We start from the raw sequence: 14,670 nt of genomic DNA, 5'->3' as shown, positions 1-14,670 counted from the left end.
CGGATGTCCGCACGGCGTCACCGCGCCCGGGCGCCGCTGCAGGGCCCCGCCACGAGCTCGCGAGCGGTGGGGGGCGGCGGGGTCCTTCCTCAGGGCGCGCCGGTCAGGGTGAACTCGGGGCGCGCGGTGCCCGACGGCACGACACCGTCGGCCATGAGCGCGGCCCGCATGATGTCGGCGAACACGGGCGCGGCCACCTGGCCGCCCTCGGCCGAGCTGGTGGGTCGCTCCAGGTCCACCGCGACGACGTACTGCGGGTCGTCCGCCGGGGCGAACCCGACGAACGTGGTCACGTAGCCGCCGCCGGCGTAGCAGTTGCACTCGGGGTTGGCGCGCTGCGCGGTGCCGGTCTTGCCGGCCACCCGGAAGCCCTCGACCTGGGCCAGCGGCGCGGTGCCGCCCGTGCCGACGACGGCCTCGAGCATGTAGGCCATCTGCTCGGCGGTGGACTCGCTGACGACGCGCGTCCGGGCCGGCTCCCCGGGCGACGTGGGTCGGCCGTCGGCGCCGGTCACCGACGACACGATCCGGGGCTCCACCCGCACCCCGCCGTTGGCGATCGCCTGGTAGACCGAGGCCATCTGCAGCGTGGTCACCGAGACGCCCTGGCCGATGGCCACGTTGGCGGCCCGAACCTCGCTCCACTCGCCCGATTCCTGGAGGATGCCGCGGCTCTCGCCGGGCAGCTCGATGCCGGTCCTCTCACCGACGCCGAACGCCCGCAGGTACTCCTCGAGCTTCTCGTCACCGACCTCGCGGGCCAGCATGATCGTGCCGACGTTGCTGGACTTGGCCAGGATGCCGGTGACGGTCCAGTCGACGGGGTCGTGGTTGTGCGCGTCCTTGACGACGCGGTCGCCGGCCTCGATCTGGCCGTCGACGGTCAGCACCCGGTCGGGCGTCGCGACGCCCTCCTCGACGGCGGCCGCGAGCGTCACCGCCTTCATGACCGAGCCGGGCTCGAACACGTCGGAGACCACGGGGTTGCCCAGCAGGGCGGGGTCCGTCGTGGCGTAGCTGCCCGGGTCGTACCCGGGGCAGGAGCCCATGGCCGCGACGCGTCCGGTCGCCACCTCCAGGACCACCGCCGAGGCCCGGGTGGTCGCGCCGTCGGCACAGGCCTGCCCCAGCCGCTCCTCGGTGACGAACTGCAGGTCCTGGTCGAGGGTGAGGGTGACGTCCCGGCCGTCGACGGCCTCGGTGACCTCGTCGATGCCCGAGGGGATCGGGTGACCGCCGCTGCCGACCTCCACGGTCCGCTCCCCCGGCGAACCGGAGAGCTGGTCCTCGAAGACCTGCTCGATGCCGGCCAGCCCGTTGCCCTCGCGTCCGACGAAGCCGACGACCTGGCCGCCCACCGCCCCGGACGGGTAGAGCCGCACCGGGTCGTCCCGGAGGTAGACGCCGGCGAGCTCCAGCTCCGCGACCGCGTCGGCCGTCTCCGGGGCGATCTGGGTGGCTAGGACCACGTACCGGCTGTCGGCGGAGAGCTTCTCGGTGAGCTCGGGCACCGGGACGTCGAGCAGCGTGGTGAGGGCGAGCGCGGTGCGCGCCGGGTCCCGGACCACGGTCGGGTCCGCCACGACCTTCGAGGCGTCGACGGTGTAGGCGAGCGGGTCGCCGTCCCGGTCGAGGATCTGGCCGCGGATCGCCGCCAGCGGGATGGTGCGCAGCCGGTCCTGCTCCGCCGCGCTGGCGTAGGAGCCGCCGTCGATGCCCTGGAGCACCACCAGCCGTCCGACGACGACGACGAGGAGGGTGATCAGGACGGCCAGCCCCCACCGGTTGCGGCGGCCGCGCTGCTCGACCGACAGCCCGGCACCGCTGCGCCGCGTACCGGGGATGCGACGGGGGACGAACGGCCCGGTCTCCCCCCGGCCGGCCGGGGACGGGCGGGGAGCGCGGGCACCGGGTCCGCGGACGCTGCTCGGCACGGGTCAGTTCCCGCCCGGCGGCGCGGGCTCGGGCTGCACTGCCGGCTCCGGCTGCGGTGCCGGCTCGGGCTCGGGGGCGGGCTCGGGTGCACCGCGCAGCGTCGTGGTGCCGTCGGGGCCGAGCACCAGGTAGCCGGCGACGCCGGCCGGGACCAGCCCGGCCTCCACCGCCGCCCGCGCGACGTCCGCAGGGGTGTTGCCGGCCACCACGAGCTGCTCCAGCCGCTGCACCTCCTGGGCGCGCGCGGCGTTTTCGCCGCGCATCTGGGTCGCCTTCAGGCTGTCCACCGCGATGGCGGTGTTGAGCACCAGCAGCCCGAGGGTGGTGAGCGCGAGGAGCGCGACGACCAGGAGGACGAACGGCGCCTTGCGGGAACGCGCGGCGCTCCGCACGCTCCGGCGCGGCCGGGCGGCGGCACCGGTCGGTACCAGCCGCAGCTCCGGGCGGGGCGTGGCGCGGCCGGTGCCGCGCGCACCCGACGGCGAGGGGCGCGGAGCCGGGCCGGTGGCCCGGGAGGGAGCGGTCCGGGCGTGGGGGGTGCGGGGAGCCGTGGCGCGCGGCAGGGGCGTGCGCACGGCGGCGGCGCGGGTCATGCCGCCCGCCGGATGCGCTCGGCCGCCCGCACCCGGGCCGACGCCGCCCGGGAGTTGCCGGCCGTCTCCTCCGGCCCGGGGGCCTCGCCACCGCGGGTGAGCAGGCGCAGCACCGGCCCGTGCTCCGGGAGCGGCACCGGCAGCTCCGGCGGGGTGCGGTCCGCGGCTCCCGCGGCCAGGGTCTGCTTCACGATCCGGTCCTCCAAGGAGTGGAAGGTGATGACGGCGACGCGCCCGCCCACGGCGAGGGCGTCGATCGCGGCGGGGAGGGCACGCTCCAGCGCGCCGAGCTCGTCGTTGACCTCGATGCGCAGGGCCTGGAAGGTCCGCTTCGCGGGGTGGCCACCGGTCCGCCGGGTGGCCGCGGGGATGGACTCGCGGACGAGCTCGGCCAGCCGGGCGGTGCCCGTGAACGGCTCGCGGGCCCGCTCGCGGTCGATGGCGGCGGCGATCCGCGAGGCGAACCGCTCCTCGCCGTAGACCCGCAGCACGCGCGCGAGGTCCTTCGGCGGGTAGGTGTTCACGACGTCGGCTGCCGTCCGGGGCGCGCCCGGGTCCATGCGCATGTCGAGCGGGGCGTCGGTGGAGTAGCTGAACCCCCGGTCGGGCCGGTCCAGCTGGAGCGAGGAGACCCCGAGGTCGAACAGGACGCCCTGGACCTCGTCGATGCCGAGCCGGTCGAGCACCTCGGGGAGCTCGTCGAAGACGGCGGGCACGACCGTCACGCGCCCGGCGTGCCCGGCGGCCTCGATCCGTCGGGTGGCCTCGGCGCGGGCGTCCGGGTCGCGGTCCAGCCCGACGACCCGCAGCCCCGGGTGCGCCTCGAGCATCGCGAGGGTGTGGCCGGCCAGCCCCAGCGTCGCGTCGACCATCACGGCACCGTCGGCGGCGCACGCCGGGCCGAGGAGCTCGAGGACCCGGTCCAGCAGCACCGGCACGTGCACCGGGGGCTGCCCGGGCCCGGGGGCCGCGGCAGGTCCGGTGCTGCTCATCGTCTGCTGCCTCTCGAGTGGTCCTGACGGGTCCCGCGATGGTGCCGCGCCGCGGGCGGCCGCTGGGGGACGCGGAAGCGGGGGCGTGCGGGATCGGGCGGGTGGGGGGCAGGAGGTGGGTGGGCGCGGTGGGGTGGGCGCGGTGGGGTGGGTGGGGCGCGGTGGGGTGGGTGGGGCGCAGTGGGGTGGGTGGGGCGCAGTGGGGCCGGTGGAGCGCAGTGGGGCGGCGGGAGGCCGGATCCGGGGGGGGGTGTCCGGCCCCGCGGCTCCGCCTGGCGTCGGGGAAGAGCGTCAGGTGGGGTTCCGCGGGGCCGGTGGGTCACCCCCTGCCGGCGAGGGGCCGGCCCGCTGATCCGTGCGGTCCTCCTCGTGGGACCGAGCCGCGGGGAAGGCGGCTGGGGCCCGGTCCGGTCGAGCCGCGGGGAAGGCGGCTCGAACGGGTGCGTCGCGGAGGCCGGTGGGAGCGGGTGGGGCGATCCCGGGATCACGACAGCGTCGGCATCCCCTCGCTCTCCATGTCGGCGAAGGCGGCCTCCTGCTCGGCCACGTAGGCGTCCCAGGTCGCGGAGTCCCAGATCTCGAAGCGGGTGTCCACGCCGACGACGACGACGTCGCGGTCCAGGTGGGCGTACTCGCGCAGGCTCGCGGGGATGGTGATGCGGCCCGTCTTGTCCGGCTCCAGCTCCACCATCGAGCCGAAGCTCATGCGGGCGCGCATGCGCGCCGCGGCGGTGTCGGAGGGTGCCATGGCGGCCATCGCGGCGCTCTGCTCGGCGACCCGGGCCATCGTCAGCCCGTAGATGCAGCGCTCCTGGCCCTTCTTGATCACCATGCCGTCGGCCACCTGGTCGCGGAAGCGGACGGGGAGGGCGAGCCGGCCCTTTTCGTCGAGGCGCAACTGGTAGCTGCCGACGAACACCGGATCACCCCCTGCATCGGTCCTCCCATGGCTCTGCAGCTCCCCCGGACGGGACCCTGCCTCCCCACCAGGCGACACAGTAACCCACTGGCCCCCACTGGACACCACCTGAGGCCGTGTCGTGACCCACCGCCCCCACCTCGCGGAACGCCCTCGCGACCGGGGTCGCGGAGCACCGTGATCCGCGCCCGGGACGGGGGGTCGACTGCGCACGTACGGTGGAGCGGTGACGGAGGCGACACGGTCCGCCGACGGGACGGCCGACGCGTCGGTCGACGTCGCCGCGGAGGGCGCACGCATCGCGGCCGCGGTCAGCCGCGTCGTCCAGGGCAAGGAGGACGTCGTCCGGCTGGCACTGGTCGTGCTGCTGGCCGAGGGCCACCTGCTGATCGAGGACGTGCCCGGGGTCGGCAAGACCACGCTGGCCAAGGCGCTGGCCGGCGCCGTCGACGCCAGCGTCCGGCGCATCCAGTTCACGCCCGACCTGCTGCCGAGCGACGTGACGGGGGTGGCGGTCTACGACCAGGAGACCCGGGCGTTCGAGTTCAAGCCGGGGGCGATCTTCGCCAACCTGGTCGTCGCCGACGAGATCAACCGCGCCTCCCCCAAGACCCAGTCGGCGCTGCTGGAGTGCATGGAGGAGCGGCAGGTCACCGTCGACGGCGTGAGCTACCAGCTGGCCCGCCCGTTCCTGGTCATGGCCACGCAGAACCCGCTGGAGATGGAGGGCACCTACCCCCTCCCCGAGGCCCAGCGCGACCGGTTCACCGCCCGCGTGTCCATGGGGTATCCCGATCCGGCCGCGGAGCTGGCCATGCTCGACGACCGCTCCACCGCCGACCCGCTGACCGCCCTGCGCCCGGTGGCCGACGCCACCCTCGTCCGGTCCCTGGTCGCCGCCGTGGGCCGGGTGCACGTCGCCGAGGCCGTCCGCCGGTACGTCGTCGCCCTGGTCGAGGCCACCCGCCGGTCACCCGACCTGCGCCTGGGCGCCTCCCCGCGCGCCGGCCTGCAGCTCCTGCGGGCCGCCCGCGCCTCCGCCGCCCTCGACGGGCGTGACCACGTGCTGCCCGACGACGTCCAGGCCCTCGCCGTGCCGGTGCTGGCCCACCGCCTCCTGCTCAGCGGGGAGGCCGTGGTCGGCCGACGCAGCGCCGAGCAGGTGGTGGCCTCGCTGGTGGCCTCCGTGCCGGTCTTCCGCGGGCGCTGAGCGTGCGCGGCGTTCCCGGCCGGTCCGTCGGGGCCCTCACGACCCGCGGCCGCTGCCTCCTCGCCGGGGGCCTGGCGCTCGGGCTGGTGGGGGCGGTGCTCGGCGAGCGGTCGCTGGTGCAGCTGGCCGCCTTCGTCCTGGTCCTGCCGCTGCTCGCCGCCGTCAGCGTGGCGCGGGGGCGGTTCCGGGTCACCACCCGGCGCACCGTCACCCCGCAACGGGTGCCGCGCGGCACGCCGGCCGAGGTCGAGCTGCAGCTGCAGAACGCCGACGCGCGGCGCGGCGGGCTCTGGCTGCTGACCGAGCAGCTGCCGGCGGCGCTGGGCCGCTCGCACCGGTTCACGGTGGCCGGCCTGGCCCCGGGCGCCGGCACCACCGTCAGGTACCGGCTGGTCGGCCGGCACCGCGGTCGCTACCAGCTGGGGCCGCTGCGGCTGCGGGTCGTCGACCCCTTCGGCCTGGTCGAGCGCACCGCCGTCGGCTCCGACACCGCACCCCTGGTCGTGGTGCCCCGCGTCCGACCGCTGGGACGCGGTGGCCCGGGTGGCGGCCGGGGTGGCGACGACGGCACGCACCGCGCGTTCGCCGTCCACGGCGACGACGACGTCAGCGTCCGCGAGTACCGGCGCGGTGACGACCTGCGCAGGGTGCACTGGCGGGCGAGCGCGCGCACCGGCGAGCTCATGGTGCGGCTCGAGGAGCAACCGTGGCGCGCCCAGGGCACCCTGCTGCTGGACACCCGGGCGCGCGCGCACCTGCTGGCTCCGGCGTGGGACGCCTCCCGGCGCGCTCCGGGGCCGCCGGGCGACGACCAGCCACCCGCCGACAGCCTGGAGTGGCTGGTCGAGGCGGCGGCCAGCATCGGGGTCGCGCTGGCCCGGCGCGGCGCCCGGCTGCGGGTCGTAACCAGCACCGGGGAGCTGACGCCCGATCCCGGCGCCGCGGCGCTCGGTGCCGAGGAGCTCCTGGACCGGCTGGCCGTCGTCGGGGCCTCCCGGGTCGGCGACCTGTCCGACGCCGCGTCGGCCGCGTGCCGCGCCGCCGGCGACGGGCCGCTGATCTGCCTGCTGGGCGCGGTCGGACCCGACGACGTGGCCGATCTCGTGCGGCTGCGCCAGGGACCGGTGCCCGGCCTCGCCGTGCTGCTGGACGTGGCGACCTGGGGCGAGCCGGGCCGCGGCCGGCGCAGCGCGACCGGTGCCGCGCTGGACGCGCTCTCGACCCAGCGCGACCAGGCCGTCGCCGCCCTCGCCGCGGCCGGCTGGCGGGTGACCACCGCGTCGGCCGGGCAGGACGTCGGCGAGGCGTGGGCCGCGCTGACCGGGACTCCCGTCGGGGCGCCGGCATGACCGCGACGGACGTCCGCACCCCGGTCGCCGCCGCGGCAGCGACCCTCCTCGGCGCGCTGGCGCTCTCCCCCGTCTTCACCAGCCGGGCGTGGGTGCCACCGGTGGTGACGGTCGTCGTCGCCGTGCTGGCCGGCGGCCTGGCGCTGCGCGCGGCGGTCGCCCGGCTCGCCGGCGACCGCGCACGCTCGTGGCCGGTCGAGGCGCTGGGCCCCGTGGTGGTGCCGGTCGGGCAGCTCGTCCTCGTCGCCTGCGTGCTCACGGCCGTGTTCGTGCCGGATGCCGCGCCGGCCGGGGTGCTGCCCACGCCGGCCGCGCTGGCCCGGCTCGCCGAGGTCTTCGGGGCGGGGGCGGCCGAGATCCAGGAGCAGGCCACGCCCGCGCTCCCGCTGACCGGCCTGCTCGCCCTCACCACCTTGTTCGTCGGGCTGGTGGCCGTCGCGGTGGACCTGCTGGCGGTCACCGTGCGGCAGGCAGCGGTGGCCGGGGCCGCGCTGCTCCCCCTGGTGTGCGTGCCCGTGGCGACGGTGACCGGCGGCATCGGGCTGGTGGCGCTGGTCGGGCCGGCCGCCGGCTTCGCCGTGCTCCTGTGGGCCGACCAGCGCCGCTCCCTGGAGGGACCCACCGGCGGTGGCACCGCCGTGCGCATCGGCGTGGTCGCGGTGGCGGCGGGCGCCGTCCTGGGCACCGCGGTGCCCACCCTCCCCGAGGGTTCGTTCGCCACCGGGCTCGGCGGCGGGGCGGGGTCGGCCACGGGGACCTCCCTGGACCCGGCGGCGGAGCTGCGGGGGCAGCTGACCCTGCCCGAGCCGATCGAGCTGCTGCGCGTGGACACCTCGGTGGAGGACCCCGGCTACCTGCGCGCGGTGGCGCTCGACGAGTACGACCCGGTGGAGGGCTGGTCGCTGAGCAACCTCGACGGCGAGGTCTCGGTCGCCGAGGACGACCTCCTCGCTCCGCCGCCGGCCCGCCAGCCGGCCCGCCAGGTGGTCGCCGAGGTGCAGGTGCTGGACCACGACGACCGGTTCCTCCCGGTGCCGACCTCTCCCCTCTCGGTCCGCACGGACGGCGAGGACGGCGCGTGGCGCTTCGACGACGCGACCGGGACCGTGTTCGGCCGCGGGATCACCAGCGCCGGGCTGGCGTACCGGGTGACCGCGATCGAGCCGCGCCCGTCCGACGAGCTGCTCGCGCGCGCGGCCCCGCTCCCCGCGGACGACCCCCTGCAGCAGCGCTTCGGCGCGCTGCCCGAGCTGGACCCGGCGATCACCGACCTGGTCGCCGGGCTGACCGAGGGCGCAGGCACCCCGTACGAGCGCGTGCTGCGCATCCAGGCGTACCTGACCGACCGGTCCAACGGGTTCGTCTACAGCCTCTCCACCGCCCCCGGCACCAGCGGCGACGACCTGGTGGACTTTCTGCGGTTCAAGCGCGGCTACTGCGAGCAGTACGCCGGCGCCATGGCCGTGCTGGTCCGGCAGGCGGGGCTGCCCGCCCGCGTGGCGCTGGGGTACACGCCCGGCGACGTCCTGCCCGACGGAACCCGGCTGGTCACCAGCGACGACGCCCACGCCTGGGTGGAGGTCTGGTTCCAGGGGATCGGGTGGGTGCCCTTCGACCCCACGCCGCTGGCCGCCGACCGGCAGGTGGAGCTCCCCTGGTCGCCGCGGACCACGGCGCAGGAGCGGCTGGACGCCGCACCGGCCGTCCCCGCGCCGTCGGTGGCGCCTCCGCCGGCGGCCCCCCGGACGGACCGCCTCCCGCAGGCGGCACCCCAGGTCGCCGCCCCGACGCAGACCGGGGCCGACCGGGGTCCGCTGCTGATCGGCGCGGGACTGCTGGCGCTCGGCGCCGTCGTCCTGGCCGCCCCGGGCTCCGCGCGTGCCCTGCAGCGCCGCCGCCGGCTGGCCGGGGGCGGGACGTGGGCGGAGCTGCGCGCCACCGCCACGGACCTGGGCGTGCACCTGCATCCCTCGTGGACCCCGCGCCGGGTGGCCGACGCGCTGGCTCTCACCCTGACCCGGGGACCTGGCGGACCGTCGGTGGAGTCGTCGGTGGCGGCCGTGCGCCGACTGGCCCGCGCCGAGGAGGCAGCCAGCTACGGGCGGCCGGGCAGCGCGCGACCGGACGCCGAGCTGCAGACGGCGCTGCGGACGGCCCGCCGGGGGCTGCTCGGGGCGCGCCCGCGGGCGGTGCGGGTGCGGGCGCTGCTGTGGCCGGCGTCGCTGGTGGCCGAGATCCGGGACCGGGGCGCCCGGTGGGCCCGGTACGGCTCCGGCCGCCGTCCGGGGCGGACGGCGGCCGGGAGGTCGGCGCGCGAGGGCTACTGGTCGTAGCGGCGGCGGAAGCGCTCCTCGAGCCGGTTCTTCATCGGCTGCCGCCCGCGCTTGCCACCACGGCCGGCGGCCGAGGAGCCGCGCGGCCCGGCGGCCTCGACCGCGCCGGTGGCCCCCCGGTAGTGCAGCACCCCGAGGGCGGCACCGCCGAAGGCGACCAGGAATCCCAGGACGCCGAGCGGGACGGACTCGGCGACCGCGCCGGCGACCAGGACGGCGAGGCCGACCAGCACCAGCAGGGCTCCGAGTTGCAGTTTGCGGCGAGCCTTCTGACGGCGATCGCCGGTGCGGACCGAGGATGCGAACTTCGGGTCGTCATCGACGAGGGCGCGCTCGATCTGCTCCAGCAGACGCTGCTCGTGCTCGGAGAGCGGCACGTCGACCTCCAAATGGGCGGAGCCAGTTCCGTCGGAGGCTCCCGCCGACGGTATCTCCGAGGATACGAGCCGATTGGACGCGGCGAAAGGCGACGCCACGGTGACCGGCCCGACGCGCCGGCCGATCACTCCTCCGGGTGCAGCCCGCGGCGCGTCGTGCCTGGTCAGCGAGCCGCCCGCCCGACCGGCCCCGAAGAGCCCAGCAGCGTCGCCGGCCGGACCGCTCCCGCTCCGAAGCGCCGGGCGGCGCGATCGGCGGCCAGTTCCGCCTCCCGGCGGCCGTGCTCGCGGGCGCCGAGCTCCAGCTGCCGGGGGGCGGAACCCGCCTCGACGAGCCGTTCGGCCCGGACGCCGACCAGCCGGATGCGGGTCCGGTCCAGGCCCAGGGCGTCGTAGAGGGCGCGGGCCGTGTCGTAGAGCTCCTGCCCCACGTCGGTGGGCGCGGCCAGCGTGCGACTGCGGGTGATCGTGGTGAAGTCGGCGAAGCGGACCTTGATGCTGACCGTGCGGGCCAGGCAGCCGGTCGAGCGCAGCCGCCCGGCCGTCCGCTCCGCCAGCCGCAGCAGCTCGCGGTGGACCACCCTGGGGTCGTCGACGTCAGCGGCGAAGGTCTCCTCCGCGCCGGTGGAGCGCTCGGGCTCGTCGGGGACGACCCGCCGGGGGTCGCGCCCCCACGCGAGTTCGTGCAGGTGGGCGCCCGCGGCGGCACCCAGCGCCCGCTGGAGGGTCTTCGCCGGCACGTGGGCCAGGTCGCCCACGGTCCGCAGCCCGAGCCGCAGGAGCGTCTCCTCCGTCTTCGGACCCACTCCCCAGAGCGCACCCACCGGCAGCGGGTGCAGGAAACCCATGACCTCCGGGGGGCGGACGACGAGCAGCCCGTCGGGCTTGGCCCGGGTGGAGGCGAGCTTCGCCACGAACTTGGTGCCGGCGACCCCGACCGAGCAGGTGATGCCCTGCTCGTCGAACACCCGGGCGCGGAGGTACTCGCCGATGGCCACGGGGTCACCCAGCCGCCGGCCGGCGCCCGAGACGTCCAGGAACGCCTCGTCCAGGCTCAGCGGCTCGACCAGCGGGGTGATCGACCGGAACAGCGCCATGACCGCCCGGGACACCTCGGCGTAGAGCGCCATGTCCCCCGGCAGCACCGTCGCCGTCGGGCACAGCCGCAGCGCGCGGGCGGTGGGCATGGCCGCGTGCACCCCGTACCTGCGGGCCTCGTAGGTGGCCGAGGTGACCACGCCGCGGTTCCCGGCCCCGCCGACGATCACCGGCGTGCCGGCCAGCTCCGGGCGCCGGCGCACCTCGACGCTGGCGAAGAAGGCGTCCATGTCGATGTGCAGGACGGTGCACCCGTCCGCCCGTCCGACGCCGCCCGCCACCGCCACCTCCCGCACGTCCCCGTGGATCGAACATGCGTTCGATCCACGGGAACGATAACGGTCCGGCGCCGGGGCGGCCGACCGGCGCGCCCCGGCCCGCCGAGGTCAGCGGGCGACGACCTCGGTGTCCTGCTTGCCCGGCCACATCTTGGCGCCGATCACCCCGCCGAGCGCGGAGGCGATGATCGACAGACCCAGCCCGAGGACCGCCCAGCTGGCGGCCGAGCGCGCCGTCTCGGCGGCCTGGCCGGCCTGGATGTCGGGCAGGTTGGCCTGCTGGATGCCGGCGACGTCGGTGACCACGCCGGCCAGGGAACCCAGCAGGGCACCGCCACCGAACAGCGTCAGCAGCACGATGGTGACCACGGTCAGCGCCCACACCAGGATGCCGTGGAGCAGCCCCTCGCTGACCCCGCGCCACAGCGCGGTCGCCCCGGCGGTGAGACCACCCAGGAAGAGGGCGAGCAGCCCGTTGATGCCGCTGATCAGGTCGGCGTTGTTCCCGTCACCACCTCCCATGTCCCACCAGCCCAGGGCCAGCGTGGCCAGCTGCAGCAGCAGGAAGGTGGGCACCGCGACGATCAGGCCGGCCCAGACCGGGCCCCAGCGGACGCGGTCCCGGCGCGTGGGCGGCGTCTGGTGGTGCGTGTCCCGGAGGCCTACGCGGCTCGCCCCTTCGTCCCTGGCCGGGTCCAGCCGGCCACCCGACGTCTCCTGGGACACGTCGGCGCTCGCGCCTGTCTGCGTACGACCCTCTGTCATGACATCTCCTCCTCGTGCGTCGTCTCGTGCCTCTGGCCCCTCAGGGGTGCCCCTCAGGGGTGGACCCACACGAGATGCCCGCCAGGAAGGAGACGACTGCACCGGACGCCGAGCCGTCACGCGATCGTGACCCTCCCCGCACAGCGGAAACCGCTGGCCGGACGGCAGGTGTCAGACCCCGGTGAGGGAGGTAAGCAGCGACGCAGGGACGGCCGGCCGGCCGCTCCTGATCGACCTGGACGGAGATGCCATGGCGCTCGACGACGACGACATGACCAGCACGGAGGGCCCGGCCGACGGCGGCGCCTCGGGCACCCCGGGCGCCCATGACGGTGGCGCGGACGGCGGTGCCGACAGCGGCGCGGACGGCGGCGCGGACGGCGGCGCGGACAGCGGTGCCGACGGCGGCGCGGACAGCGGTGCCGACGGCGGCGCGGACAGCGGTGCCGACGGCGGCGCGGACGGTGGCGCCGACGGCGGTGCCGACGGTGGCGCGGACGGTTCGGCCTGAACGAGCACCCGACCCCGCGGGGCCGGACGGAGCCACAGCTCCGCCCGGCCCTGCGGCGGTGCACGAACATGGCCCCCGAGCAGTTCGCCCGGGAGCACTGGGCGCGGCACCCGCTCCTGACCCGCGCCGAGGACACCGGCAACTCCTTCACCGACCTGCTCGACCTGCCGGCGGTCGACGAGCTGCTCTCCCGGCGCGGCCTGCGCACACCGTTCCTGCGGATCGCCAAGGACGGCGCGGTCGTCGACGCGAAGCGGTTCACCACGTCGGGCGGGGCCGGCGCGGAGATCGCCGACCAGGTCTCCTCGGACGCGGTGCTGCGGCTGTTCGCCGACGGGAGCACCGTCGTCCTCCAGGGGCTGCACCGGCTCTGGCCGCCGCTGATCGAGTTCGCCGACCAGCTGGCCGCCGACCTCGGCCACCCGACCCAGGTCAACGCCTACGTCACCCCGCCGTCGTCGCAGGGCTTCAGCCCGCACTACGACGTGCACGACGTCTTCGTGCTCCAGGTGGCCGGTGAGAAGCACTGGACCATCCACGAGCCGGTGCTGCCCGATCCGCTGCGCACCCAGCCGTGGAACGACCGCGCTGCCGAGGTGGCGGCGGCCGCCGAGCAGGCACCGGTGATCGACGCGGTGCTGCGGCCCGGCGACGCCCTCTACCTGCCGCGTGGGTTCCTGCACTCGGCGAAGGCCCTCGGCGAGATCAGCGCGCACCTGACCGTCGGCATCCACTCGGTGACCCGCTGGGCGGCGGCCGAGTCGGTGCTGGACCTGGTGCGCACGCTGGCGGCCGAGGACCGCGCGCTGCGGAGCTCGTTGCCCCTCGGCGTCGACCTGTCCGATCCCGACGCCCTGGCCGACGACGTCGCCGCCGTCGTCGAGGGGCTGCGGGAGTGGCTGGGCCGGGTGGACCCGGCCGACGTCGCCGACCGCCTGCGGGCCCGGACCTGGGCGCAGGTGCGGCCGGAACCGGTCGCACCGCTGGCGCAGTCCGTCGCCGCGGCCGCGCTGGACCCGGGGACGGTGCTGCGACTGCGCCGCCACCTGCGGTGCACCCTGCGCGACGCCGACGACGGCCGGGTGACCCTCGTGGCGGGCCGGCGCACCCACTCCTTCCCGGAGGACGCCCGGGCCGCGCTGACCGAGCTGCTGGCCGCCGGCGAGCTGAAGATGGGCGACCTGCCCGGCCTCGACCCGGCGGACCGCCTGACGCTGGCCCGCCGGCTGGTGACCGAGTCGATCGCCACCGTGCCCGACGCGACCCTGCCCGCCACCGGGCACGGCGGGCGGGGGGCGGCGTCCGGGGAACCCCGGTGACCCGGTGGAGGGCGTGACCGCACCGGACCCGGCGGGGAAGGACGACTTCTGCCGCACGGAGGTCCCCGCCCGCCCGCCGGGCCGGCTCGACGCCGGCCGCTGCTCGGTGCAGGCGCTCGAGCGCGGCGACTCGGGGGTGGCGACGGCCTCACCGGTGTCCCGCTGGCTGCTGGTCGAGCAGCCGGGGCCGTGGGGACGGCAGGCGCTGCTCCAGTCGAGGTTCGACGCACGCGTGGCCCGGTTGCTCGCCGAGCGGGCCGAGCGGGAGGGGGTCCGGGTCCTGCTGGTCCGCCGGCCCGGCGACCGGCTGGCCGACTCCGGCCGGCGCTGGGCCTACGCCGACAGCCGGCTGGGCCGGGAGGGGCTGTGGTGGTCGGTGCGCTCGACCGACGCCGACCTGCTCAGCGCGCCGTGGGACGGGTCGGTCGGCGAGCCGGCGTCCGGGCCGGCCTACCTGGTGTGCACGCACGGCGGCCACGACGCCTGCTGCGCGCTGCGCGGCCGTCCGCTGGCCCGTGCCCTGCCCGCGCCCGGCCCGACCGACGTGTGGGAGTGCAGCCACCTCGGGGGCGACCGGTTCGCGGCGAACGTGCTGGTGCTGCCGCACGGCTTCTACTACGGGCAGGTCCCCGGGGACGGCGGGCTGGTCGTCGCCGCGCACGACCGGGGGCAGGTGGCTCTGCCGTGGTTGCGCGGACGGGCAGGGCTGCCCGCACCGGTGCAGGCCGCCCAGCACTACGCGCGCGAGGAGCTCGGCGTCCTCGGCGTCGACGAGCTGCCGCCGGTCCGCTCGACCCGGCGGGAAGCGGCGGACCCGGGCGCGGAGCGGTGGGAGGTCATCCTGACCGGCCCGGCGGGCCCGGTGACCGTCACCGTGGAGAGCCGGCCGTCACCGGAGACGGTGCACCTCACCTGCTCCGCCACCACGGCCGGCCGGGTGCGCACCTGGCACCACCTGTCGCTGTCGGCGCCGCCGGGCTGACCAGCCCGG

General features: G+C 76.8%; 13 protein-coding genes. 6 read left to right on the top strand and 7 right to left on the bottom strand.

Translation table 11 applies throughout. From position 1 onward, the window contains the following. Positions 1-89: 89 nt before the first annotated feature. The 4 genes from ACI8AG_RS12225 to mraZ all read right to left on the bottom strand — a co-directional run bounded on the left by ACI8AG_RS12225 (position 90) and on the right by mraZ (position 4,439). Positions 90-1,934 (bottom strand): peptidoglycan D,D-transpeptidase FtsI family protein, encoded by a 1,845-nt coding sequence (locus tag ACI8AG_RS12225; RefSeq protein WP_456597251.1) that lies wholly within the window; start codon positions 1,932-1,934, stop codon positions 90-92. 3 nt (positions 1,935-1,937) lie between these two features. Beyond that, a complete protein-coding gene (locus tag ACI8AG_RS12220; RefSeq protein WP_456597250.1) occupies positions 1,938-2,528 on the bottom strand; it encodes a hypothetical protein in 591 nt (196 codons plus the stop codon). Beyond that, positions 2,525-3,520 carry a 16S rRNA (cytosine(1402)-N(4))-methyltransferase RsmH gene (gene rsmH / locus ACI8AG_RS12215; protein ID WP_456597249.1) on the bottom strand — a complete coding sequence of 332 codons (996 nt, stop codon included), beginning with the start codon at positions 3,518-3,520 and terminating at the stop codon, positions 2,525-2,527. The genes ACI8AG_RS12220 and rsmH overlap by 4 nt, the downstream gene beginning before the upstream one ends. Positions 3,521-4,004: 484 nt before the next feature. Beyond that, the gene (mraZ, locus tag ACI8AG_RS12210) at positions 4,005-4,439 is read right to left on the bottom strand and encodes a division/cell wall cluster transcriptional repressor MraZ (RefSeq protein ID WP_456589472.1); all 435 of its coding nucleotides are present in this window, start codon (positions 4,437-4,439) and stop codon (positions 4,005-4,007) included. A 226-nt stretch (positions 4,440-4,665) separates the two neighbouring features. Here mraZ and ACI8AG_RS12205 point away from each other — a divergent pair, with 226 nt between their 5' ends. Genes ACI8AG_RS12205 through ACI8AG_RS12195 form a run of 3 tightly spaced genes read left to right on the top strand, consistent with a single transcriptional unit; the run spans position 4,666 to position 9,331 of the window. Then, the gene (locus tag ACI8AG_RS12205) at positions 4,666-5,649 is read left to right on the top strand and encodes an AAA family ATPase (RefSeq protein WP_456589473.1); all 984 of its coding nucleotides are present in this window, start codon (positions 4,666-4,668) and stop codon (positions 5,647-5,649) included. Positions 5,650-5,651: 2 nt separating this feature from the next. Then, positions 5,652-6,998: a DUF58 domain-containing protein gene (locus ACI8AG_RS12200; RefSeq protein ID WP_456597248.1), complete on the top strand. Its 1,347-nt coding sequence runs from the start codon at positions 5,652-5,654 to the stop codon at positions 6,996-6,998. Continuing rightward, on the top strand, positions 6,995-9,331 hold the full coding sequence (locus ACI8AG_RS12195; protein WP_456597247.1) for a transglutaminase family protein: 2,337 nt from the start codon (positions 6,995-6,997) through the stop codon (positions 9,329-9,331). The genes ACI8AG_RS12200 and ACI8AG_RS12195 overlap by 4 nt, the downstream gene beginning before the upstream one ends. On the opposite strand, the gene ACI8AG_RS12190 is transcribed toward ACI8AG_RS12195, so the two are convergent. From ACI8AG_RS12190 to ACI8AG_RS12180, 3 genes are all read right to left on the bottom strand, one after another. Then, positions 9,319-9,708, bottom strand: a complete 390-nt coding sequence (locus ACI8AG_RS12190; protein ID WP_456597246.1) for a DUF3040 domain-containing protein — start codon at positions 9,706-9,708, stop codon at positions 9,319-9,321. The two genes, ACI8AG_RS12195 and ACI8AG_RS12190, sit on opposite strands and share 13 nt — an antisense overlap. Before the next feature lie 164 nt (positions 9,709-9,872). After that, a complete protein-coding gene (gene dinB / locus ACI8AG_RS12185) occupies positions 9,873-11,087 on the bottom strand; it encodes a DNA polymerase IV (protein WP_456597245.1) in 1,215 nt (404 codons plus the stop codon). 105 nt (positions 11,088-11,192) lie between these two features. After that, on the bottom strand, positions 11,193-11,849 hold the full coding sequence (locus ACI8AG_RS12180) for a permease (protein WP_456597244.1): 657 nt from the start codon (positions 11,847-11,849) through the stop codon (positions 11,193-11,195). Between the two features lie 181 nt (positions 11,850-12,030). Between ACI8AG_RS12180 and ACI8AG_RS12175 the strand changes: the two genes are divergently transcribed. From ACI8AG_RS12175 to ACI8AG_RS12165, 3 genes are all read left to right on the top strand, one after another. Further along, positions 12,031-12,360 carry a BatC protein gene (locus ACI8AG_RS12175; RefSeq protein WP_456597243.1) on the top strand — a complete coding sequence of 110 codons (330 nt, stop codon included), beginning with the start codon at positions 12,031-12,033 and terminating at the stop codon, positions 12,358-12,360. Between the two features lie 68 nt (positions 12,361-12,428). Beyond that, the gene (locus ACI8AG_RS12170; RefSeq protein ID WP_456597242.1) at positions 12,429-13,679 is read left to right on the top strand and encodes a cupin domain-containing protein; all 1,251 of its coding nucleotides are present in this window, start codon (positions 12,429-12,431) and stop codon (positions 13,677-13,679) included. A gap of 13 nt (positions 13,680-13,692) precedes the next feature. Continuing rightward, positions 13,693-14,661 carry a sucrase ferredoxin gene (locus ACI8AG_RS12165; protein WP_456597241.1) on the top strand — a complete coding sequence of 323 codons (969 nt, stop codon included), beginning with the start codon at positions 13,693-13,695 and terminating at the stop codon, positions 14,659-14,661. Positions 14,662-14,670: the final 9 nt, after the last annotated feature.

The organism is Blastococcus sp. SYSU DS0552 (assembly GCF_054050815.1).
Note: the sequence above shows the minus strand (reverse complement) of the source record. Positions and strands in the feature narration are given on the sequence as shown.